At 43.2% G+C, this 23728-nt stretch carries 22 protein-coding genes; 12 read left to right on the top strand and 10 right to left on the bottom strand.

Annotation, left to right across the window (positions count from 1 at the left end; genetic code table 11):
• Window positions 1–195 precede the first annotated feature (195 nt).
• From LC605_RS01585 to LC605_RS01570, 4 genes are all read left to right on the top strand, one after another.
• The gene (locus LC605_RS01585; RefSeq protein ID WP_229545831.1) at window positions 196–477 is read left to right on the top strand and encodes a phycobilisome linker polypeptide; all 282 of its coding nucleotides are present in this window, start codon (window positions 196–198) and stop codon (window positions 475–477) included.
• Window positions 452–1297 (top strand): HEAT repeat domain-containing protein, encoded by an 846-nt coding sequence (locus tag LC605_RS01580; RefSeq protein WP_229545830.1) that lies wholly within the window; start codon window positions 452–454, stop codon window positions 1295–1297. The genes LC605_RS01585 and LC605_RS01580 overlap by 26 nt, the downstream gene beginning before the upstream one ends.
• Window positions 1298–1549: 252 nt before the next feature.
• Entirely contained in the window at window positions 1550–2335 is a 786-nt protein-coding gene (locus LC605_RS01575) for a HEAT repeat domain-containing protein (RefSeq protein WP_306426833.1), read from the top strand.
• Between the two features lie 616 nt (window positions 2336–2951).
• Window positions 2952–3623, top strand: coding sequence for a peptidoglycan-binding protein (locus tag LC605_RS01570; RefSeq protein WP_229545829.1), 672 nt, complete (start codon window positions 2952–2954; stop codon window positions 3621–3623).
• Window positions 3624–3909: 286 nt separating this feature from the next.
• On the opposite strand, the gene wecB is transcribed toward LC605_RS01570, so the two are convergent.
• Window positions 3910–5040 carry a non-hydrolyzing UDP-N-acetylglucosamine 2-epimerase gene (gene wecB, locus LC605_RS01565; protein WP_229545828.1) on the bottom strand — a complete coding sequence of 377 codons (1131 nt, stop codon included), beginning with the start codon at window positions 5038–5040 and terminating at the stop codon, window positions 3910–3912.
• Window positions 5041–5565: 525 nt separating this feature from the next.
• The gene (locus tag LC605_RS01560) at window positions 5566–6963 is read right to left on the bottom strand and encodes a transposase (protein ID WP_229545827.1); all 1398 of its coding nucleotides are present in this window, start codon (window positions 6961–6963) and stop codon (window positions 5566–5568) included.
• Between the two features lie 74 nt (window positions 6964–7037).
• Here LC605_RS01560 and tnpA point away from each other — a divergent pair, with 74 nt between their 5' ends.
• Window positions 7038–7442, top strand: coding sequence for an IS200/IS605 family transposase (gene tnpA, locus LC605_RS01555; protein ID WP_229545826.1), 405 nt, complete (start codon window positions 7038–7040; stop codon window positions 7440–7442).
• Between the two features lie 285 nt (window positions 7443–7727).
• Here the strand turns inward: tnpA and LC605_RS01550 are convergent, their stop codons facing one another.
• Window positions 7728–8099 (bottom strand): hypothetical protein, encoded by a 372-nt coding sequence (locus LC605_RS01550; RefSeq protein WP_229545825.1) that lies wholly within the window; start codon window positions 8097–8099, stop codon window positions 7728–7730.
• 735 nt (window positions 8100–8834) lie between these two features.
• Between LC605_RS01550 and LC605_RS01545 the strand changes: the two genes are divergently transcribed.
• From LC605_RS01545 to aroF, 6 genes are all read left to right on the top strand, one after another.
• Window positions 8835–10118, top strand: a complete 1284-nt coding sequence (locus LC605_RS01545; RefSeq protein WP_229545824.1) for a type IV pilus twitching motility protein PilT — start codon at window positions 8835–8837, stop codon at window positions 10116–10118.
• A gap of 236 nt (window positions 10119–10354) precedes the next feature.
• Window positions 10355–10492 (top strand): hypothetical protein, encoded by a 138-nt coding sequence (locus LC605_RS01540; RefSeq protein WP_229545823.1) that lies wholly within the window; start codon window positions 10355–10357, stop codon window positions 10490–10492.
• Window positions 10493–10540: 48 nt separating this feature from the next.
• A complete protein-coding gene (locus tag LC605_RS01535) occupies window positions 10541–11308 on the top strand; it encodes a circadian clock KaiB family protein (protein ID WP_229545822.1) in 768 nt (255 codons plus the stop codon).
• Window positions 11309–11504: 196 nt separating this feature from the next.
• Entirely contained in the window at window positions 11505–11774 is a 270-nt protein-coding gene (rpsO, locus tag LC605_RS01530) for a 30S ribosomal protein S15 (RefSeq protein ID WP_041565894.1), read from the top strand.
• 11 nt (window positions 11775–11785) lie between these two features.
• Complete coding sequence (locus LC605_RS01525; protein WP_229545821.1) at window positions 11786–12256, top strand: PAM68 family protein; 471 nt, start codon at window positions 11786–11788, stop codon at window positions 12254–12256.
• A gap of 428 nt (window positions 12257–12684) precedes the next feature.
• Entirely contained in the window at window positions 12685–13743 is a 1059-nt protein-coding gene (gene aroF, locus LC605_RS01520; protein WP_229545820.1) for a 3-deoxy-7-phosphoheptulonate synthase, read from the top strand.
• Window positions 13744–14118: 375 nt separating this feature from the next.
• Here aroF and recG read toward each other — a convergent pair whose 3' ends face one another.
• The 6 genes from recG to LC605_RS01490 form a co-directional block, all read right to left on the bottom strand.
• Window positions 14119–16605, bottom strand: coding sequence for an ATP-dependent DNA helicase RecG (recG, locus tag LC605_RS01515; RefSeq protein ID WP_229545819.1), 2487 nt, complete (start codon window positions 16603–16605; stop codon window positions 14119–14121).
• Window positions 16606–16707: 102 nt separating this feature from the next.
• A complete protein-coding gene (locus LC605_RS01510) occupies window positions 16708–17553 on the bottom strand; it encodes a hypothetical protein (protein ID WP_229545818.1) in 846 nt (281 codons plus the stop codon).
• A gap of 264 nt (window positions 17554–17817) precedes the next feature.
• On the bottom strand, window positions 17818–18762 hold the full coding sequence (tsf, locus tag LC605_RS01505; protein ID WP_229545817.1) for a translation elongation factor Ts: 945 nt from the start codon (window positions 18760–18762) through the stop codon (window positions 17818–17820).
• A 210-nt stretch (window positions 18763–18972) separates the two neighbouring features.
• Window positions 18973–19767, bottom strand: coding sequence for a 30S ribosomal protein S2 (rpsB, locus tag LC605_RS01500; protein WP_229545816.1), 795 nt, complete (start codon window positions 19765–19767; stop codon window positions 18973–18975).
• 173 nt (window positions 19768–19940) lie between these two features.
• Window positions 19941–20702 carry a Uma2 family endonuclease gene (locus tag LC605_RS01495; RefSeq protein ID WP_229545815.1) on the bottom strand — a complete coding sequence of 254 codons (762 nt, stop codon included), beginning with the start codon at window positions 20700–20702 and terminating at the stop codon, window positions 19941–19943.
• A gap of 50 nt (window positions 20703–20752) precedes the next feature.
• Window positions 20753–21550, bottom strand: coding sequence for an HAD family hydrolase (locus LC605_RS01490; protein WP_229545814.1), 798 nt, complete (start codon window positions 21548–21550; stop codon window positions 20753–20755).
• A gap of 104 nt (window positions 21551–21654) precedes the next feature.
• On the opposite strand from LC605_RS01490, the gene LC605_RS01485 reads away from it, so the two are divergent.
• Window positions 21655–22473 carry a hypothetical protein gene (locus LC605_RS01485; RefSeq protein ID WP_229545813.1) on the top strand — a complete coding sequence of 273 codons (819 nt, stop codon included), beginning with the start codon at window positions 21655–21657 and terminating at the stop codon, window positions 22471–22473.
• Window positions 22474–22787: 314 nt separating this feature from the next.
• Here LC605_RS01485 and LC605_RS01480 read toward each other — a convergent pair.
• A partial coding sequence (locus LC605_RS01480; protein WP_229545812.1) for a DUF4129 domain-containing transglutaminase family protein occupies window positions 22788–23728 on the bottom strand: 941 nt, incomplete at its 5' end.

Here is a 23728-nt window from a genome sequence, read left to right as displayed (position 1 = left end):
AATGTGCAAAAACCTTGATAGCCCTCATCCCCTAACCCTTTCTCTCAAACATGGGATTTGGGGAACTACAATTCTGTCTCCCCTCTCCCATCTTTGGGAGAGGGGCTGGGGGTGAGGGAAAAGATTTAAGCTTGCATTGGGATGCTCCCGTCACTATTAAGGACTAATGACAATTTAGAATTTGGAATTGATTTTATGGTAGGACAAATTAGTACTAGAACTAGTAATCGCTACTTTCGGTATGAAGTAGTAGGTCTGCGCCAAAGCGAAGAAACCGACAAAATTAACTATCCCATTCGTTCTAGTGCCACTGTATTTTTCACAGTACCTGAGAACCGGATGAATAAAGAAATGCAGCGAATTACTCGCTTGGGTGGCAAAATAGTTAGCATTCAGCCATTGAACCCTGAAGCTAAAACAAATAGCGAACAAAGCGCTCCTCCTTCTTCTAATGAATTCCAGTCCGCAGAAATTTGAAGATTTATCACCAACAGGTGACTTTGCCAACGGTGAATCTTTAACAGTAGAGCAAGCGATCGCTAATCTTGAGAGTGCAGATTTAGGTCTGCGATTTTATGCTGCTTGGTGGTTGGGTAGGTTTCGGATCGGGGAACCAGCTGCGGTTACAGCACTGATTAAAGCGTTAGAGGATGAAGCCGATCGCACACCAGAAGGCGGATATCCTCTGCGACGGAACGCAGCTAGGGCCTTAGGAAAACTCGGCGATCGCCAAGCAGTATCACCTTTAATTGTGTGTTTGGACTGCTCAGATTTTTATGTACGGGAAGCGGCGGCACAATCTTTGGAGATGCTGGGTGATCCGGTTTGTATTCCTGCCCTGATCAAGCTATTAGCAGTAGGTTTGCAGGGAGAGCAGCTCACATCAAAGCAGCCTGATTTATCTCAACCCTACGACGCCATCTTAGAAGCTTTGGGAACCTTGAGGGCGACTAAGTTCATCTCTTTGGTAAAGCCATTTTTAGAGCATCCAATCGAATTAGTGCAATATGCTGCCGCACGAGCTATGTATCAATTAACCCAAGAACCAGTTTATGGAGAACGGTTAGTACAAGCTCTGGCGGGAGAGAAATTGCAATTGCGTCGAGCCGTGTTAGCAGATTTGGGAGCCATTGGCTATCTACCCGCAGCAGATGCGATCGCACAGACTCTTGCCGAAAATAGTCTAAAGCTGATTTCTCTGAAAGGATTACTAGAGCATCAAGTTAGCCACACAGGAACAAGCACTTTGTCACCAGGTGCGATTAAAGTAATGAATTTGATGGACTCACTGTTGTAGTCCCAAGTTCTATAGCGGTTCTCAGTTGAGTCCAATATAGACCTAACCCCCAGCCCCTTCCCTATAAGGGAAGGGGAGTAAGATTCAAAGCCTCTCTCCTTTTAGGAGAGAGGTTTGGAGAGAGGTCAAACTATATTGCATACAAATGAAAAGTGCTATAGATAACGAGTTTTGATTAATACGTTTAAACCAAATGTTTACCACACATAAACCCCCAACCCAACTGCAAAATTAGGGCTAGGGGGTTTATGTATGATGCCAACTACGGATAACTTAAGCTACAATTGGCTGGCGGTTAACGACTCATCAAAAATTCTTATGAATAACAGTGACCTTGCCCAAATATTGATCCGTGCTGTAGAAGAAGCAGACTCCTCCGATCGCTTATTAGACGCAGTTCAAGAGTTAGCAGCAGCTGGTATAGAGGAATCCGTTCCCACTCTGATTGCAGCTTTGGGCTACAACAATCCAGGGGCGGCGGTGGCGGCGGTAGATGGGCTGATTGCGATGGGAGAAGCAGCAGTATCGCCACTATTGGAACTAATTGATGACTATAACTATGGTGCTAGAGCCTGGGCGATTCGTGCCTTAGCGGGAATTGGCGATATTCGGGCACTGGATACCTTGTTAGAGGCAGCAAAAACCGATTTTTCCTTAAGTGTGCGGCGGGCCGCTACCAGGGGATTAGGCACTTTGCGCTGGCATCAACTACCGCCTGATCAAGTGGAATCTGTTCAGACTCAGGTGTTAGAGGCGCTATTACTAATTTCTCAAGATCCAGAGTGGGTAGTGCGCTATGCAGCAGTGACCAGTTTAGAAACACTAGCCATTGCAATAGCAGTCACTTTACCTGATCAAGCATCGCAGATTACAAATCAACTTCAGCAAATCCTTGATACAGATGCCGATCTTGGAGTTCGTACCCGTGTAAAGTTTGCACAGGAAAAAATTCAGCAGCAACAACATCAAGAAGTGTTTGCACCGAAAAGAAAGCTACAAGACACTGAAGTGCCTTATCGTGGTGGTGGCAGACGTTAAAAAGGGGAGCCACTTGCTTCACTTGAGGTCTCCCCAAGTGAAGCAAGTGGCGTGGATTTAGGGGGATATAGAACGTTTTGCTACCAAGAAGAGGACTTTTCAAACATCCTCTAAGAGCGATCGCAAAACTTTTTGGTCTACTAAAATTTTATTTATTTTGAGAAGGCGATGGCAGGGTGATTTTTATACTAGATCAGCGCCAAGGCGTACCTCGTCGTAGACATGGCATTTTCTCAGGAATCTTTTGACTAATTTTATTTTTTATTAATTTCGCTACCAGTCAAAATCTTTTGAAAGCACAGTGATCTAAAATATACTAAGATCCAGAGAAAAATCAATAGAACTCGTACTAGATTTTTGAACAAAACTTAGTAAGTAAGTCGGCGAAAATAAATCAAACTATGTGACGAAACGTAAATAGGCTTGAAACCCTTACCAATGACGAATGACTAAGGACAAATGACAGCCATCACCAGTTATCTTTAATTGCGCCGACCTACTTACACCTTGATTCCCTGTTAAAAGTTCCCTCTCTTTACGAGTGATTCAGTAATCAAATCGAATTCTTAAAGTATTTCTCTGTGAGCATTCATTTTTTCATATATTGGAGCATATTATGGAATATCTTGCTTATTCCCAGATGTTTATTGCTCAAGAAGAGGCATCTGGAAACACCAAATCTAATCCCCCTAAATTCCGATTCAATGAGGAAAAACCTCTTAAATCTTCTGACAGAGTTATTACTAAACAAGAGGCATCTGAAAACAGCAAATATAAATTTATTAATTGGAAAAAACTGCTGAAATCTTCAGCTTGGTTAGCTTTAGCTGGGGTCGGTGTATTACTTGCTGCTGTTACTCAAATTCAAATGAGTTCGGCTGCATATGTCAAGACTAACGGCAGTTGTTTACGTATCCGTACAGGCCCAAGCACCAACTACTCCTATGTGGACTGTGTACCAAATGGCGCAACACTTCCAGCGATTGAAAGGTATGAAAACGGTTTTGCTCGGCTTTCTACAGGTAGATACGTTTTTGCCCGATGGATTGCTGATAAACCTACCAATTCTACTGTGACTAGACCTGGTGGTGTTGGCGGTTCGGTGATTCTTACCCCTGGTTCTAAAGGTCAACTTGTGAGAGACGTTCAAACAGCTTTAGGTAATCTCAGAGTTGATGGAGTTTATGGTCAAGAAACTGTTAGCCGAGTCCGAAGCTTTCAGGCAAGTAAAGGTCTACTTGTAGATGGTATTGTGGGCCCCGAAACTCGATCAGCTTTGGGTATTTAGCCAGAAACCACCTTCCAAATAGACGTTTCTTGTAAGTCACATACTTAAGTTTTTGTCAACATATATTAGTAACCAATTGCAATACACTTGGGTTAAGCATTTCTTCCTTCTCTTTGCGTCCTTTGCGTCCTTCTCCCAGGGGGAGACGCTACGCGATTGCGGTTCGTTAAAAAAATTGATTTTACCAAATATTTGGTAAAATCAGTAAAAAAATAAAAACCGGCTTTTCTGCCGGTTTTATGCACTCTAAAAAATAGAAATTTTGCACTTTGTTTAATCTCAGTTTCTAAATTGATGTTTTTGATGAAATACCCAAGTAATTTTGTACAATCTGCAAAATGCGCTCTGCTGCATGACCATCTCCAAAGGGATTAATTGCATTTGCCATTGCTTCATAAGCATCTGGATCATTGAGTAACTCAGCAGCAGCTAGAAAAATATTCTCACTCTTAGTGCCTACAAGTTTGGCTGTACCGGCTGCAACAGCCTCTGGTCTTTCGGTGGTGTCTCTCAAAACCAGCACTGGTTTTCCCAAGCTAGGGGCTTCTTCTTGCAAGCCACCAGAGTCAGTGAGCAAAAGATGCGATCGCCCAATTGCTCCCACCAATTCGCCATAATCTAGAGGCTCTGTCAAGAAAATTCGGGGATGATTTCCTAAAAGTTCCTGTAATGGGACTCGCACCGTCGGATTGCGGTGTAATGGTAGCAACAAAGCGGTATCAGGAAACTTGTCTAAAATTTGTAAAAAGCTCTGAGCGATCGCTAAGAGAGGTTCTCCCCAATTCTCACGACGATGAACCGTCGCTAACAGAACGCGATACGATTCCCAGTTTAAGCCTGGTACATCACAAACTCCTTGGGTTGCAGCGACATTTAACAATGCATCAATTACCGTGTTACCGGTCATGTGAATTTCACCCAAAACACCAGAACGATGCAAGTTTTCCACAGCCCAAGGAGTCGGCGCAAAATGCAACTGAGTAATTTGAGAAATCAACCGCCGATTAGCTTCTTCTGGATAAGGATTGAATATATCATCAGTTCTTAAGCCTGCTTCTACATGACCAACAGGGATTTTTTGATAAAAAGCTGCCAAAGCTGCGGTAAAAGCCGTGGTCGTGTCTCCCTGCACTAGCACCAAATCGGGCTTTTCCACCTGGAATAATGCTTCTAACCCTTGTAAACTACGGCAGGTAATATCATTTAGGGATTGCTGAACCTGCATAATTTCTAAGTTATAATCTGCCTTAATGTTGAACAGTTGCATAACTTGCTCAACCATCTCCCGATGCTGTCCAGTTAGAATTACTTGCAACTCAAAAATTGAAGACTTCTGGAAAACTAGAATCACTGGAGCTAGTTTAATCGCTTCCGGCCGAGTACCCAAGATAATGCAAACCCGTTTTTGATTAGTCATTTGTCATTAGTCATGTGTCATTTGCCAATGGTTATAGTCAATGGTTTATGGCCAATAGTCAATAGTTGGCGCTCAATCATCACACAAACCACAAATATAAAGGCTTAACCAGATAAATGCACTGTTAGGACTTACGCAAGTGTCACAAAAAATAAAAGCTTTTAGTTTGTAGTAAGGGCTACCCTACGGGAACGCTCCGCGAACAGCCCTGATGAAAGAGGACTTTAGTCCAATACGCTTGGGTTAGCGTCAAAAACCTTGTATTGCGTAGGTTGGGGAGCCACTGCGTTGGGCGGGTTCCCCGACTTGAAGCACGTGGCGTTTGAGGAACGAAACCCAACCGAAGAGCGGGGTTTGTTGGGTTTCACGACCTTCAACCCAACCTACAATTATCCTTAACCCAAGCGTATTGAACTTTAGTCCTCTCTTCTCTTCTTAGGCTGCGCCAACGAGACGCACTCGCGAACACTACAAACTCCAAATAATATGCCAGTTGTGTAAGTCCTAACTGTTTGTGACATACTCCTACACTTTTGCGAGCGGTAAGTGTAGGCTTCCAACAGCCCGATGAAGGGTATGAAGGATTTCCTTCGTGGTACTATTGTCCATAGTTCCAACTATGTCTATTTTCCCACTACGGCGTTTTATACTAGGGAAAATGCCCAACCCTAGTCTTTTCAAGTTGACTGCTGCATTAATGTCGCGGTCAACCATCAAAGAGTTTTGCTCATCCCAATATTCTCTGATACTGCAATCAGTAAAAATAATTTCATTGCGGTAGCTGAGAATCATTGAAGTATATTGCGGGTTCCGTGAAACTGCTACAGCACCAGCTTTTTCGGCTATGGGCTGTAATATTTCAAAGAATTGTCCAAAAGCACCATCAGACCACGACTTATTCAGTCCTGACTTAGCCGACTGCCCATTCTTGAGATAGCTTCCATTCTCATCCTGTTTGGTTTTATTACGTCGGATTAGTCCTTTCAGATTCAAATCCTCGTAGAAGAAGAACTTTTTTCCAGTTCTGACAAGCTTATGGGCTGTTTTGTACTGAAAATCTTTTCTACTTCTAGCAATTTTTTGATGCTGTTTAGCCTCACGTTTTGCCAATTTACGCCGAGACTTAGATCCACGCTTGTGTTTATTTCTCTTAACAGAAACACGGTCTAGCTTGGCTTGATTTTTGCGTAATGGCTTTAAAGATGGAAGTTTTTCACCCTCTGAAGTTGCAAGATAATCATCGCCTTGCAGCACAGCATCAATGCCCATTGAGTTGTCCCAGCTAGGGATAAGCTCGGTGGTTTGATTTGGCACAGATACATCTTCCAAGACCATCTGAATGTACCAGCCATCCGCCTTTTTTGTGATGCTGACTTGTTTTAGGTTAAATCCGTCAGGTATAGGTCGGTGCATCCGAACCTTAAACATCCCCAACTTGGGTAAACGAATATATAGCCAGTTTGTACGTTTTAACCTTATCCATTCGTTACTAGCTGTTGCAAACGTCATTGTCTTAAAACTCGCCTCAGTTTTGAAGCGTGGTTTTCCAGAACGTTTGCCACTAGAATCCCCAACAACAAAACGCTCGAAAGCTTTGTCAACTCGCTTGCAAACATCCTGTAGAACAGTTGAGTCTACGCTTTTAAAGTCAAGTAATTCACCTGACCATTGAACAATGCTCAAATCTTTTTTGATGACTGGTAACTGGAGCTTCTGACTGTAGTAGTTAGGTCGGTCTAGTAACTCAGGGAGTCTGGTTACAAAGATTGGACAACTATTTACAGCATGGCGGTTATTTTCCCACCAAGAGAAGCGTTCACCCAATTGGCGGTTATACCAGTACCGACTAATTCTCAACCATTCGTTAAGAGTTAGTTTTTGAATTGATTCCGGCTTTAGTCGGTACTGGTAGGTTACTTTCATCCTAGTAGTTGAATGGGTGTTATGATTTAAGACTACACCAATGATACGATAATGTTATTTATTTTTAATGAAAAATGATTTTGACTTCGATTGGTCGGTCAGTGAGTGATTTAAAAGCTCACTTAGTTTTGACCACCAAGTATAGGCGTAAAGCATTTACTCTACTGATGCTGAAGCGGCTAGAAGATATCTTAGTTGACTTACTCGAAAAGTGGGATTGCAAACTAGTAGAGTTCAATGGCGAAGAAGATCATGTACATTTACTATTTCAGTACCACCCAGATTTACAACTTAGTAAACTCGTAAACAACATTAAATCTGTTACCTCGCGCAGGTTACGCCAAGAGTATGCCGAGCATCTAGAAAAGTTTTTCTGGAAAGATGCGTTTTGGAATGGATCTTATTTTGTAGCTAGTTGCGGTGGAGTGACAATTTCAAAACTTAAAGAATATATTGAGAATCAAACTAGTCCAGAATGAATATGGGTCATGGCTCGATATAGCAATTAATTGTTTCGGCTACGCCAAAAAGCATTAATCACTATCTCTCCCCACTCCCGCGCATTCATGAGCCAGCGCTGTAGACGGGTTTCCCGTCGCAGGCGACTGGCATCCCACACTCCGTCTAGTGAGTGCGGGGCTTCTGCTGATCTAGCTAAAATTTAAATGACTACATCTTGATTTCAGAAGTTCAAATGTTAAAGAGCATGAAAAAACCCGGCTTAACCGGGCAGACGTACTGTTTGTCGTATTTACTTGTAATGACTACTTAATCTCACAAGTTAAAGGGCAAGCAGCGTAAACACTAGCCTGCATTTGCTCTGCCTCTCCATGTAGCCAGCTTAACCATTTAACTTCATTAGGATGAACTCCTTTAAGAGTTAGCACACCCGCAGCCAATACAACTGCCATGACATTAAAGATTATTAAACCGCCTGCTACAAGCAAAACAGCACTAACAGGCATTACAGATTGCAAGATAATCGACAACAGACATCCGACCGTGGCCATCAAGACAACTAGTGGAAAACCGACAACCAACAAGCATACTGCTAATGTAAAAGTCCATATTAAAAAACTTTTGATCATCAACAAGGAGTAGGTCTTTCCTAGATTAGAGCTTTGAGCAGAAACCATGACTTTTCCTCCTAAAAATACACAACATATTTTAATTAATTTTCAGTCATATCTCGCTTTTGGCGAGTTAACTGTCTGTCTCTCAGTGAAATTTAGTATATAAAAACTAATTGGGAAAATGAGCATTTGTTTACTAAACTTTACAGTTAATCTTTTGTAATTGTGGATATAAAGTCGAGTTTACCTCTATTAAAAAAACTTGCTTATTGCATCTACCTTCAGGCACATAACCTAAAATACATAACCCATTAACCTTGATCCCCAGGTTATTGCTCCGATTCAACTTAACATTTCTTATAAAAACTAGTAGTGGCTCTCATAATTTATAGATGGGCTGAATAAATGCTCTGCTAGGATTTGTGCTGTTAATTGCTGGCAATTTGTCTCCATGTCCGGAATAAATTTCTCATCTAAGTCCTGAGAATATTTACTTCAGGCATTAAGTTATAAAAAGCACTAAATAGTCAGTGTATATTTGCTGAGGTGTTTTCAGCTATTGCGTGTGTTAAACCAGTTTATATCGGTTAAATAATTTCTATAAATCTTCTGACTTATGGAATCTCCAGAAAAAAAGATACCAATTGAGGTTGATTAAATGGATTGACCGTGGTTCTAGAGTTTCAATCCCATTACATCACTGCTAAAGCTTGTAGACAAGCATTTTCCAAAAGTCATCGAAACAAGTGACTTGACTTCTCGTGAACTCAACTTTTGAACAGCCAAATGTGAAGATATATGACAGAATCACAGTCTCCATTAAATAATAACTCTGCCGCCGAACGTAACCTGCCACCAATGCCCCCGCCACCACCGCCAACCCCAACCTTTAGTACGCAGAGACAGGTCACACAAACATTGCATATGTCAATGGATAGGAGTACCAATGTTCCTGTTGCAGGTCATCGTCTGGTTAGTCCACCGCCAATACCTAGTTCAGTTCCGCCTAAAAATAGCAGTGCAGGGCCTACTTTAGAGAAGTTAATCAGGGAAGCTTACGATCAGGGATATTCTGACTTGCACTTGGGTGTAGGCGAAGTACCCCGCTTCCGCAGCCGAGGAGAAATTCAATCAATGGATTATCCAGAAACCGACAAAGAAGCTTTTATGAATTGGTTGCGGGAGGTGATGAGTGAGGGGGAAATTCAGCGCTATGAAGAACACTTAGAATTTGACGGAGCAACTCAATACGACTTTGCTCGTGTGCGGATTAATGTTTTTGGCTCCCTCAAAGGGCCTGCAATGGTGTTAAGGTTAATTCCGCTAAAAATCTTAACTATGGAACAGTTGAGATTACCTCCAGTTTTTCGGGATATTTGTCATCACCACAAAGGTTTAATTTTGGTAACTGGGCCCACTGGTTCTGGTAAGTCCACCACAATGGCAGCAATGGTGGATTACATCAATAAGGAGATGGCCAAGCATATCATCACCATTGAAGACCCGATCGAATTTATCCATCAAAGCCGCAAGTCTTTAGTCAAACAGAGAGAAGTGGGAATGCACACCCGGAAATTTGACAACGCTTTGAAAGCAGCTTTGCGGGAAGACCCAGATTTGATTTTGGTGGGGGAAATGCGGGATAAGGAAACAGTCAATACCGCCCTAAAAGCCGCTCAGACTGGTCACTTGGTTATGGGAACCCTGCACACTAATAGCGCTGTCAAAACCATTGAGCGGATTCTCAACCTCTACTCTGGTGACGAACAGGATGCAATGCGGGTGGCAATTTCTGAGTCTTTAGTGGCAGTAATTGCTCAAGGTTTGTGTCGCACAACTGATGGCAAGCGGGCAGCTTTCCACGACGTGCTGATCAATACTGAGGCTATCAAAGAATGGATCAAAGACGGTAAGTATGATGAAATTGGCGAGTTGATGAAACAAGCTAGTTTTGACGGCATGATTACGATGAATCAGTCGTTGCTCAATCTCTATCAAGACGGTCGCATCACTGAAGAAACTGCTTTAGAAATGTCGCCAACTCCTAATGAAATGGCCCAGTTTCTCCGAGGTCGAGTTTAAGATTAACTAAGTCGGCACGATTAAAGCTAACTGGCTAAAGCTGTCATTTGTCCTAAGTCAATTGGTCATTAGACATAGGAGTGAAATTAAATATGCTTTACCCAGAACCCTTGTAGAGACGTAGCACTGCTACGTCAAAACAATTCTTTTTCACTCCTATGTCTATTAGTAAAGATTTTAAGCCTATTTACGTTTCGTAATATACTTTAATTTTTTCGCGCCAACTTACTTAGGCATTGGGGATTGGAGATTGGGCATGGGGCATAGAGAAGAGACTTGTTCAATATTCCCCCTCATCCCCCTCATCCCCCTCATCTCCCTCATCCCCAATCCCAACCAAATATCTTTGTCATCCTGGTTGCGGTTATAGCTAAGGTAAAAGGTAAAAGAGAGAACGTTTTACTTTTATCTTCCTAGCTTTTGTGAATCATTTGACGACAAATAAACTATCTACACCCCAGTTGTTTAAAGGCATTGCGCTATTTACACCTGGAGGAGATTTAATTTACTGCATCGACCCTAGCAAGCAAGGTCGATGGCATTTGCATTTATGCTCGGCTTTGCAAGAAATCCTAGATTTACCAGAGCCGCCGCACTTTTTAGTGCCTTGTTATACTGCCACTATTGACAATTGGTTAGATCAGCGTACTCACCAAGTGCGAACTTTTGCTGAAGCTTATCCGGCTGTAATTAGACATCAAGCTTTGCTTAATGCCATTTTTGGCACAGGGGAGTTAGTATGGCAAGCAGCTCCCTGGCAAGAGGGATTGTGCGATCGCATGGTGTTAACAACTTATCGTTCCTCATTTGGGCAGCTTTGGGAGGATCACGACTTAATTGTTCGTCTAGACCTTTCTGAACCTGTGCCAAAATATCACCAACCAGTCATAGTACAAAAAAAAGAAGTAATCACACAAGGCTATGTTCTGCGCTTGTTTGTTGCCGGACATACCAGTACCACAGAACGCATTCTCCAAAATTTACACGAATTGTTAGAGCGATCGCTGGGACATCCTTATACTTTGAAGGTGATTGATGTTTTAAGTCATCCAGAACAAGCAGAACTCAATCAGGTTTCTGCAACTCCTACCCTTGTCAAAGTTTGGCCTCACCCAATTCGGCGAATCGTTGGAGAGTTGGATCATGTAGAAAAGATTTTACAAATGTTAGCTGCTAAGGAAAATTTTTAAGTTTTATAAGGGGCTGTTCTTGTTAGGTCTGTATTCCATGCAATTGGGAACCGCTATAGTCAGAGGCTAGCTCCCTATTTACTTAGTATGAAAAATTACTATCTCTAACTAGAAAGGTCATTCCACATCCAGCTTGAGGGCTGTGATATTATGGGAGACTGCTGCATACATTTGAAAACTAGAAACTAAATCGATCATGGCTCTGACGCAACTGCGGAAACAAGAAATAATTTCCAATTACCAAGTTCACGAAACCGACACTGGTTCGGCCGATGTCCAAGTTGCCATGCTAACTGAGCGCATTAACCGCCTCAGCGAACATCTCCAGGCAAATAAAAAAGACCATTCTTCCCGGCGAGGACTGTTGAAGCTAATTGGTCAGCGCAAGCGTCTTTTAGCCTACATATCACAGGAAAGCCGCGAAAAATATCAAGCTTTGATTGCTCGCCTCGGTATTCGTGGATAGGACTACTGCTTATGTCTGCTGAAGAATCTGAACGCAGTCCCTTGCCCTTTGAACCAAACAAAAAGCGCCAAAAACCCGCAAAAACTCAAAGCAAACCAGCAGCACAGCCAAAAGAATCTACCAAACAGGCTGATAGAAAAGCGCCTTACACCAAAGAACAGATGAGTATTCCCCAAGTAGTCAGCCAGAGGATGATCCGACGAGTAGTCGGCTTCTGTGGTGTACCAACTGCTTTGGGCATTACCACCCTGGTTGTTAGCTATCTGCTTGCTATCTACTCCGACATCCAACTACCTCCCATCGCCGTGTTATTGGTAAACATGGGATTATTTGGTTTGGGGGTCTTAGGGATAACTTATGGCGTTCTGTCTGCATCTTGGGATGAAGAAAAAGTCGGAAGTTTCCTCGGTTTGGGTGAGTTCAACACCAATTGGGAACGAATGGTGGCAGTTTGGCGAGAAACTCGGCAGAAAAACTTATAATAAACGGCGCTCAGGTATTACGTAACTGTGGTATTGGGTAAGGAAAAAAGTGAATGTTGAAGTTGAAGTTATAAAATTTCAACCTTACTAATGAAAATTCTATAATCTTTTTTATCCCTCATGTCCAGTTATTTAGTAGTAAAACTACGGACTGAGCGCTATATTTAGCCTATAGCAGTTTGAAGTTGAGTCCAATACAGACCTAACCCCCAGCCCCTTCCCTTCTAGGGAAGGGGAGTAAGATTCAAAGGCTCTATCGTTGTAGGAGAGAGATCAAAACTATACTCCACTCAAGGGAGAACCGCTAAATTTGTTTAAAAAACAAATTTTATTTTTAATACTCTTAACTACTGTTAATTAGGCTAATAGGCAACAATAAAATTAGCCCATTTATAGAAAATTTTAGTCAATTAATCAGGAACTTTAAGATGATTATAGTAATGAAAAGTGGTTCTCCAGAGGCGGAAATAAACCGCATTGATCAGGAACTAACTAGCTGGGGCCTAACTCCAGAAAAAATTGTCGGTCAACATAAAGTAGTTATTGGTCTAGTAGGTGAAACCGCCAATTTAGATCCACTACAAATTCAGGAAGTTAGCCCCTGGATTGAGCAGGTGTTGCGGGTAGAGCAGCCTTACAAACGAGCCAGCCGTCAATACCGCCACGGCGAAGCTTCGGAAGTGGTGGTTAATACTCCCAATGGAGCGGTGGTATTTGGTGAACACCAGCCTTTGGTAGTCGTTGCTGGCCCCTGTTCCGTAGAAAATGAAGAAATGATTGTGGAGACAGCACGGCGCGTCAAGATGGCTGGAGCCACATTTTTGCGTGGAGGGGCATACAAACCCCGGACTTCACCTTACGCCTTCCAAGGACACGGCGACAGTGCTTTAGATTTGTTGGCGAAGGCGCGAGAAGTCAGTGGACTAGGTATCATTACAGAAGTGATGGATGCTGCTGACCTGGATAAAATTGCCGAAGTTGCTGATGTGATCCAGGTGGGAGCAAGAAATATGCAGAATTTTTCCTTGCTCAAAAAAGTGGGAGCGCAGCCGAAACCAGTTCTATTAAAGCGGGGAATGGCAGCTACTATTGAAGATTGGTTAATGGCAGCCGAGTATATTTTGGCATCTGGTAATCCCAATGTAATTTTGTGTGAAAGGGGAATACGCACCTTTGACCGCCAGTATACGCGAAATACGCTGGATTTATCAGTAGTGCCAGTGTTGCGAAAGCTGACTCATCTGCCAATTATGATTGACCCCAGCCACGGCGTAGGTTGGTCTGAGTTTGTGCCTTCAATGGCAATGGCTGCGATCGCCGCTGGCACAGATTCCCTGATGATAGAGGTTCACCCCAATCCTGCCAAAGCTTTATCCGACGGGCCTCAATCTCTCACACCAGACCGTTTCGATAAGTTGATGCAAGAATTAGCAGTAATTGGTAAAGCGATGGGACGTTGGCAGCAACCAGCCGTGGCTCTGGCTTAAAATTTAGCTAATTCCGTAAGAAGCCTCTCACTTACCGCGAAGCGGAAGTGATGAGATGAATTGCGGGTGAGTTGACGACAGTCTTAAATTTAAATGTAAACACAATACGGTTCACAAAAGGGCTGAAACTCTTTTTTTTACGAACCACAGAGGCGCAGAGAACACAGAGAGAAGAGAAGGAGGAAATGCTTAACCCAAGTGTATTGAATCTAAACAGGGTAAGCAGTCATAGGCAAAATCATGAAAAAACGAACCGCAAAGGACGCAAAGGACACAAAGGAATAAGGTTTTAGAGAGTTATTGCGTAAGTCCTATACAGGTTTCAAGATAGACGTGGTTTAACGTGTAATCAGCAATTTCTTCATTCAAGATATACTATGTTAAAATCGCGCCACCCATCAAGCGCTCATACCGATACTTTAACTCTTCTTTCATCAAATACCAGCGCTCTAAAGTTGCATCTGTTTCTATAATTTTTTCTGCTGCTTGCCGAGCTAAAAGTAAAACTTCTTCGTCTTCAACCAAACTTGCTAAGGTAAAATCTGGCACTCCAGATTGACGAGTTCCCAGTACTTGCCCTGGGCCACGAAAACGCATATCCATCTCTGAAATGAAAAAACCATCCTGAGATTGTTCCAACACTTTAAGCCGTTGTTGAGCATCAGGACTCCTAGAACTGCTCATCAAAAGACAGTAAGACTGAGCCGCACCACGACCGACACGTCCCCGCAGCTGGTGCAGTTGTGATAAGCCAAATCGCTCCGCATTCTCAATGAGCATAACTGTAGCATTAGGTACGTCTACACCAACCTCAACAACGGTAGTAGAAACCAAAATTTGCGTTTGGTTATCGCGGAATTTAGTAATCGCTTCATCCTTATCGGCTGAACTCATCCGACCGTGTAGCAGCCCTACTTGAAAGTCGGGAAAAACGCTTTCCTGTAACTTTTGATGCTCCTCCACAGCCGATCGCAAATCCAATTTTTCTGATTCTTCTACCAAGGGCAAAACTACGTAAACTTGTCTACCTTGGGCAGTTTCTCGGCGGATGAGGTCGTAAGCATGGTTGCGTTGCTGACCTGATAATACTGTTGTCTGAATCTTTTGTCGTCCTGGCGGTAACTCATCAATCTGGCTCACATCCAAATCCCCATGTATCGTCAACGCTAAAGTTCTGGGAATCGGGGTAGCTGTCATAGTTAACACATGGGGTTGTTCGCCTTTTTGCTGTAAACGCGCTCGTTGTTCTACCCCAAAGCGATGCTGTTCATCGATCACGACCAATCCCAGTTGATTGAAGTTTACGGGGTCTTGAATCAAGGCATGAGTTCCCACTAACAGAGGTAATTCACCAGTTCCTAACTGAGAATGTATTTGTCTTCGTTTAGCAGTTTTGGTTGAGCCTGTCAGTAATTCCACGGGTAAATGCAAGAGGTTAAACCAACTAACTAACTTGCGATAATGTTGTTCTGCCAAAACTTCTGTGGGAGCCATCAGCGCTGCTTGGTAGCCAGATTGAATTGCTGCAAGGATAGCTAGCACGGCGACGACCGTTTTACCGGAACCGACATCACCTTGCACCAAACGATTCATTGGCACAGGTTTTTGCAAATCGTTGAGAATGTCGTTGAGGACTCGTTGCTGTGCGCCAGTGAGTTGAAAAGGGAGTATTTCGTGGAATTTCTCTACAAGTTGACCTCGTGGGACAAGGATGGCGCTGGTTTGAATCGCCCTTGCTTGCTGCTGACGTTGCAGTAACCCAAGTTGTAGGTAGAAAAATTCATCAAAAACTAGGCGACGACGAGCAACTTTCAAAGCGTCACTGTCGCTGGGAAAATGGATATTAGCGATCGCATCTTTCAATTCCATCAAACCATACTTTTGCCGCAAACCACTTGGCAGAGGGTCTTTCAGGTTAGCCGCAGCAGGCAAAGCAGCAATTACCGCCTGTCGGACTGTATTCGCTACCACGCCCTCAGTCAGTCCATAAATTGGCACCACCCGCCCAATATTCAACGACTCAATCGTATCTCCTGGATTTGCCAAAACCTCCAGTTCTGGATTATCAAGCGTCAAGCCGTATTTACTTTCTTTCACCAACCCACAGGCCGCCAAAATACTACCTACTGCATAACGGCGTTTTAAACTTTCTTGCCAAGCGCGACTGCTAAAGCGCGTACCTGCGTAAAAACGACCAATTTTGATTTGACCGCTATTATCTTTTACTATTAGTTCTAAAATTGATAATTTCTGATTTTTAGGGCTAGTAAAGCAGCTGCAACGCTTCACGGTAGCGACTATTGTCACCGTCTCACCCGCCTGTAACTCGCCGATATTTACCTGACGTGCATAATCAATATGGTCACGAGGATAGTAGAAAAGCAAGTCGCGGACGGTATGTAAATCAAGCCTTGCCAAATTATCAGCTTTTTTAAAGCCTATTTCTGGTAAATCACTGAGTTTTTGCTCAATGTTCGGCGCAAGCCTCCGACTGACCTCAGCAACAATTGGAGATTTTGGACTTCGGCTACCCTCAGTCGAACGATTTTGCATTTTGTATTGATAAATTGTCCCCTGCTCCTCCTGCTCCCCCTGCTGTAGTTGGGAAAGATACCTACGAGTCTCTGCTACTAAATATTGTCTTTCTTCCACTGCTAGATGTGGATAACTAGCAAATTGCACCGCTAGTCCTTGCCAACGGCGGCGTTCAGTTTGGGGTAAGCCTGTCGGGAATTTGCCCAAAGTTAGGCTGAGAAATTCACTGAAACGGTATTCTCTGCCCATCAAGTCTGTAAAGCCACGTTCAGCTTCTATTGCCAAGGCTTTCTGCAATCGTATCCAATCTGGTTTTTCATTAATCATTGGTCATTAGTTATTAGTCATTAGTCATTAGTCATTGGTCATTAGTCATTGGTCATTGGTCATTTGACTCTGGACAAAGGACAAAGGACAAAGAACAAATGACTAATCTTCAAACCAACTAGCACGCCATGCAGCTTCAGCTTCCGCGATCGCTCTTTCACGATGTCTCTTTTGATACTCTCGCCCTAACTTGTTTAGCTGAACTAAAATACTGCGGATTTGCCTGCGCTCAGAGGAGAGTGTTACATCAGCAAATTCGATTTCTCCTAGCCGCAGGTTAATAGCCATAATTTGTGTTAGTCCAGAATCTTCTGACTGCTGCTCATTTTCAATTTCAACTACTAAGTTTAATAAATTAGGTGGCCCTGGCATTACCTCGGCAGATGCCTCTGATGCCGCAGCCGCGGCTGCTAAAATCGGTTCTGGTAATTTTTTGGGTAATACCCCAGCTTTTTGTAATAAAAGATTAGCATCATGGGAAAGTTTTTTCAGTATCTCTTGCATGACCTCTTCTAAGTTCTGTTGCCATTTTGCCAGTTCTATAGGATCACAGGTGTCGGCAGTCAGATACTGAGAATTAGAGGTCTCCAGAAATAGTGAAGATGAAGATGATCTTACTCCCTCATCCCCCTCATCCCCCTCATCCCCCTCATCCCCCCCTGCTTCCTCACTTTTAATACAAGTGAGCAAATCTTCAGCTGCCAGTTGCCCCAACTTGCGGATGGCTTGTTGCAATTGTTGGCGCTGATTCAATGACAAATGCAGAAAATTTTCGGGATATCCTTGAGTGCAGAGGTGGTAACTTGCAAGAATCAACTGTTTTCGTACACCTAACCCCAAGGAGTTTAGATAACTAGTATAAGCGGTTTGTAGTTCTAGTGCGATCGCGCGAATCGCTTCTTTCAGTGCTGCAATATCCCGTTCAATTCGCTCGATTGCTCTTGCCATATCTTTTCGTTCTTGCCCATGTGAACTATTAAATAGTACAAATGTACAAATTTATTTGAGGATAACTTTCCAGAGAATTTTAGATTTTAAATTAAATGCCATATTTCGCATCTTTACTAAATAAAATACAGGTCAGGCGATTTGCTTGACCTGTATTTTAAGCGCTTAGGAGTTAAGAATTATGAGTTATGAATTATGAAGCAACTTTCTATTAACTCCAAACTCCCAACTCCCAACTCCAAACTCCTAACTCCTAACCAAATATTACTTAGTGCCCATTTGTGCAGCGACTTCATCCGCAAAGCTAATTTCTTGCTTTTCAATGCCTTCGCCCAGTATATAACGGACAAAGCGATTCACTTGGATGTCTCCGCCTAATTGAGCCTTCGCTTGCTTCAAGAGGTCTTCCACAGAAATACTTTGATCGCGAATGTAAGGCTGATCGAGCAAAGCCAATTCTTTCAGGCGTTTTTCAATCCGTCCTTGAACAATCTTTTCTTTGATGTTATCTGGCTTGTTCGCCAAATCATCCTTGCCCATTTCAATGTCTTTTTCCTTTTGGGCAATTTCCCTTGGGATTTGGTCTACGCTCACATACTCGACATTTGGGCAAGCCGCAACTTGCATTGCCGCGTTCCGTGCCAAGGTTTGGAACTCTGAATTAGCAGCCACTGACTCAGTTTGAGTACCCAGCTCTACCAATACACCAACTCGACCGCCAGTATGAATGTAGCTGTCTATTACACCTTGTGTACCTTCTGCGATTGCAAAATTAACAAAGCGACGCACTTGGATATTTTCACCAAGGGTGGCAATAGTTTGCTTGATGAATTCTTCTACAGTCCCGGTTTCACTATCAATATAGGGTTGAGCCAGCAAAGACTCAACACTATCAGCTGTCGCTGCTTGCTTTGCTAAGTTCTTAACTAAAGCTTTAAAAGCCTCGTTACGAGCAACAAAGTCGGTTTGGCAGTTGACTTCTATGAGTACTCCCACTCGACCACTAGGCTGAATGTAGGTGTCTACCAGACCTTCTGCCGCAATGCGATCGCTTTTTTTACCAGCTGAAACTAAGTTCTTTTTTCTTAGCCAGTCGATGGCTTCATCTATGTTGCCATCATTTTCTATCAGCGCCTTTTTGCAGTCCATCATGCCGGCACCAGTTTTTTGGCGTAGCTCTTGGACGAGTTTTGCAGATATTTCCGCCATGTTGCCTCAATTCCTAACTTGACCTCGAGTTTTAATCGCTCACGGGTGTTGAGTATTTCTATCTTACTCAGCGCTGGGGTAGAAAAAATAATGAAGTTATAAGGTATGAGTTTTTTCGCTTTTACCTTAGCCTACTATTTGCCGCAGGCTAGGGCAGATTGCTGCTACTCAAACAACCGCCCTCGGAAATTTCCTTCACCCCGGCTTTACTTATTCCTCTGTTTCCTCGTCGGCAATTACGGCATCAGTATATTCGGTTTCTTCGTAGTCATCGTCATACTCACTACCGTCGTAATCTTCGTAATCCTCTTCAGCATCCAGTTGACCGTGACGGCCTTCATAAATGGCATCTGCCAATTTTCCGACTATCAGCTTGATTGACCTGATAGCATCGTCGTTTGCGGGGATGGGGATATCTACTACATCTGGGTCACAGTTTGTATCCAGCATAGACACAATGGGAATATTCAACTTTTGGCATTCTTGAACTGCGTTATATTCCCGCCGTTGGTCAACAATTACCACGATATCGGGCACTTTCCGCATTGTTTTAATGCCGCCCAAGTATTTCTGAAGCTTCGTCATTTCCCGACGTAGCATTGATGCTTCTTTTTTGGGTAATAAATCTAGTGCGCCAGTTTCTTCACGGCGTTCTAAATCTTTCAGACGGTCTACTCTTGTTTTGATGGTTGTCCAGTTGGTCAACATTCCACCTAACCAGCGTTGGTTAATGTAGTGGGAACCACAACGGCTGGCTTCTTGGGCAATAATTCCAGCTGCTTGGCGCTTGGTGCCGACGAAAAGAAATTTCTTTCCTTGTTCGGCGTGCGATCGCATATAGTTGTAGGCATTATCCATCAGCTGGGCAGTTTGCACCAAGTCGATAATATGCACACCATTGCGGGAAGTATAAATGTAAGGAGACATTTTTGGGTTCCAACGCCGGGTCTGATGCCCAAAGTGAACCCCTGACTCCATCATTTGAGCCAATGAAACTACTGGCATATATTTTTCAACTCCGATTCGGGTTAAACCTCCATCCAAGTGTATTTCCCAACTGAGAAACACCCGAATTCTTAGATGTGCGAGATTAGTTAACCATACTAGGTTAGCATATTCCGAATAGTTGTAGTTGATTGACAGAGTGATGTCATCGCTATAGCGACTTCTGGGGCATATTACTGAATAGCATCGGGGTCTACATGGAGCGATCGCAACCTCGCCTTTAACTGTTCTATCTGCAATTCTGCCCGTTCTGCTCGTTGGCGTTCTTGTTCTGCTCGTTGGCGTTCCTGTTCTGCTCGTTGGCGTTCCTGTTCTACCAGTTCTTCTGCTTGCTGTCTTGCTAAAACTTCCTGTCGTAAAGCTTCTGCCAGTTCGTTTGGAATCAGTAATTTTTCCCCCGTATCCTCTCGATAAAACCCAATTAGCCTTGCCTCAACTACCAAACGCAGTTGTAACGGTTCACTGCGTCCATCTTGTATAGGTTCATAGATTTCTCCCCGCAGGCGATAGCCACGTAACTGTTGTTCCACCCACTCGCCTTTGGGGTCAAATAGCCAGTATTCCTTGACACCCAGCTGCTCATAGAGAGTCTTTTTGAAGATTTCGTCTTGTCCCTTAGTACTAAAAGATGTCATTTCAAAAATAACTGTGGGTACTTGACCCTCTTCCCAGATTTTATAGTTGTCCCGACCACCGGGTGCAACATCAAAAATCACCATCACATCCGGGGCTACCCGCAACTTGGGAAAACCTTGTGCATAGTAAAGAAATTGGTTTCCCAATACTGTTGCCTGACGATTTGCCAAATACTGTTTCAGGACTTCTAAGGTAGTTAGTAAGGCGTAAAGGTGGTCGTAAGTTTCTGCCACTGGTTGACCATCAGCACTGGGGTAGAATATTTCCGATTCGACACTAACAGGTAAAGTAGCCGTCATGGTTGTAAAATCAGTGCTACGAGATTATTGTAGAACAACTCTAGTTCTTTCTAACTTGAGATGTGCAAGCTTTTCAAAATATAACTAGATAACTCACAAAATCCTTCCCCTTCGGCAGCAGTAGTAATATAAGCAGGGTGATATTTCAACTGATTCACATATTCCAGGACGTTTGCCACACCTACAGAAACAGGAAAATAACGCCGATCAAATAAACTTTCATCATTGGGGCTATCGCCAACAGTAACAATTTGTTCTGGTGAGTACTGGGGCAAATATTCGCGTAATACTTGCAACAATCCCACAGATTTATCTTGCCCTTGGGGTTTAATGTGACACTGCACGTTGCTATAGGTAAATCCCCAACCCATTTGTTGACAGAGATTATCTAGGGTTTGTAATTCATCTTGACGCAAAGTAGCTACATCAAAAGTCCAGTCGGTGATGCGAAAGCGATTATCAACAGATTCTTGGATTTGGGGAAATTTAGTTTGTAAATTCTCAAAAGTCCTAGCCAAGTGCTGGCGATGTTGAGCTAAATCGGAAATGGTTGTTAAGACTAATGGTTTCTGGTTCCCAGGCGGAAAGTAGAAACCGCCATTTTCTGCGATCGCACCTGCCACTGGCATCATCGCACTCAATCCACTCACCCACCCAGCAGAACGTCCTGTGACAATTAACACCTTAATGTCAGCTGCGGCTAAATCCTCTAAAGCTTGCAGCAGTGCGGGAGTAAATTTTCCTCGTCTAGTCAGAGTGCCATCCATATCTGTGGCGATCAGACGAATATTGCTAAGGCTTGTAGATGAAATCTCAGACAGGGGAGGGAGGCTCAAATGTCTGGACATATACGGTTTGTAAAAGGCTGTAAAAAATATTAATCATACAGCAAGATGGCATTGAATATTTGGGCATCCTAAACATCAGGAGTCAAGTTTTTCAGTTTCCAACCATGTCCACTTCGATGTTTCTTGCCCAATCCTCCGGGACAAAGACTAAAAAGGCATCCCAGGAAGTGCCAGCAAGTAATCCTCAAACACCAGCATTATTGTTGGTAACTTCAGGAGGACTGGCTTTAGTGGTGATTGCTTTGATTGTGTATAGTAAACTCCAGATGAATCAGCTGGAGAAAAAACTTAAGTTTGAACAATTCCGGGCGCGAGAGCTAGAAAAAAAGTTTAAATTGGCGCTGGAAACAATTCGCAAAATGGAAACTAATCCCGATTTAGTTAACTCACGGGATTTTAACCTGGATTATCTGCGAATGCGAATGTCAGAGGAGGTGTTTCATTTTGCGATCGTTAATCAAGTGAAGATTCAGATCAAAGAAAAAGTTACTCAAGCCCTGCGTCCAAGTCAAGCCCAACAAGGAACAGTCGGAATTGCTAATAACGTTGCTCGGCAGGTAGATGAAATTTTTGATGTGGAGTATGAAACTGGTACTCCAGGGAACTCTGCTAAACGAGTGCTGTTTCGGATTCAAATCCGGTTAATGAAGTTACCGACACAAGCGACTTCTGCAACTATTAGCCAAATTATTAACTGTATAGAAACTTACCTCAGCCCTATAGAAGACGAAGATAGTTGGCAACCAACAATTCAAGGGCGGATTGCCACCATGCATTGGGATCAAAAGGCTAAACCTACACCTCTACTGGTGCTGGAGCAATCGAATGAAGGCGTGAATGTGACTTTTCGCACTAATCGCCAACCAAATGCCCCAACTCAGCCAAAGCAATCTGGAATGAAAAAATCAGGCTCGACTAGATAATAATCATAGCTGTAGGGATTTTGTCAAACAAACTATTGAATTAGTTAAGTAAACCGGCATAAATAAACTTTCATTATGTTACGAAACGTAAATAAGCTTAAAGTCCTTACTAATGATCAATAGTTCGACAACTCTACCAGACGCACTCGCGTTCGCGCTTGGTGAGTTGACGGTGAGCATCTCGACTTTGCTCGTTGGCGTAGCCTAAGAAGAGATGGAACCGCAGTCGAACTGCATAGTCGAACGCGAGTGCGTCCCGTAGGGAAGGGCAGTACAAGTGACAGCCCTTGCCAGTTAGCTTTAATTGCGCCAACCTACTTAGCAGTCTTTTTAAGACTTTGCCATCTTTGTCGGAGTTGCTGCAAGTTAGGTGTATGACCACCATAACGCCAGCCAACATAGGCTTGACAAATTTCATCTATTACCTGAGCAGTTGTTGGGGCATGATGCTGGTATGAAATTCTGGCATATTCTAAAGGTGTTTGTGCCGGATGTTTGCCTAAACCTTTCTGGGTTGTCCATTGCAGCATTTGTTGATAAAGGCTCTCCATTGCTGGCAATTTCTTTAACCATCGACGATTGCGCCACTCTCGCCACTGACCCCAACCCAGCCAACCAAAGAAAGCTGCTGTGGTTGCCAAGATTAAGCCAGTCAATACGCCAAACCAACCTTGAGAAAATAAAGCTAAAAACCAAGCGATCGCTCTAATTACCCACTTTAATATTGTCCCAAATACATTATTCAACAAACCTGTCACCGGAGAGGGCAACCATCCAGCAACCCAATGCCACAATTGACGCAACACACTAAAAGTCTGAGTATCTTCAATCGATGGGGGAATCAAAGGATGATTGGGAATGGGGTCAAAGGCAAACCAACCATATCTAGGAAAATACACTTCCGTCATCGCATAAGCGTCAGTATTACGGACAACATATAGCCCTGTAAATGGATTAAATTCTCCTGAACTAAACCCTGCTACCAACCGCGCTGGGATGCCAATGGAACGCAACATCACTGTCAGAACTGTAGAGAAGTGATCTGGATAGCCTCCTTTTTGCTTGAATAAAAAGGTTTCTACCAAGTCTTCTTTTTCACTTAAATAAGGTAGTTCTAAGGGATTTTGCGGAAGGGAGTAGCGTTGCTTTAAATATTGAGCTAAGTAGAGAGCTTTTTCGTAGGGTGAATCCAAGCTTTTAGAAGACTTTGCGACTTTTTCTTGGTTGTAGTTAGCGAGGATTTCTTCGGTGCGTT

It is taken from the genome of Nostoc sp. CHAB 5836, assembly GCF_020829445.1.
Taxonomy (GTDB): Bacteria; Cyanobacteriota; Cyanobacteriia; order Cyanobacteriales; family Nostocaceae; genus Nostoc.
The sequence above is the reverse complement of the archived record's forward strand: the minus strand, read 5'-3'. Positions and strand labels throughout refer to the sequence as shown.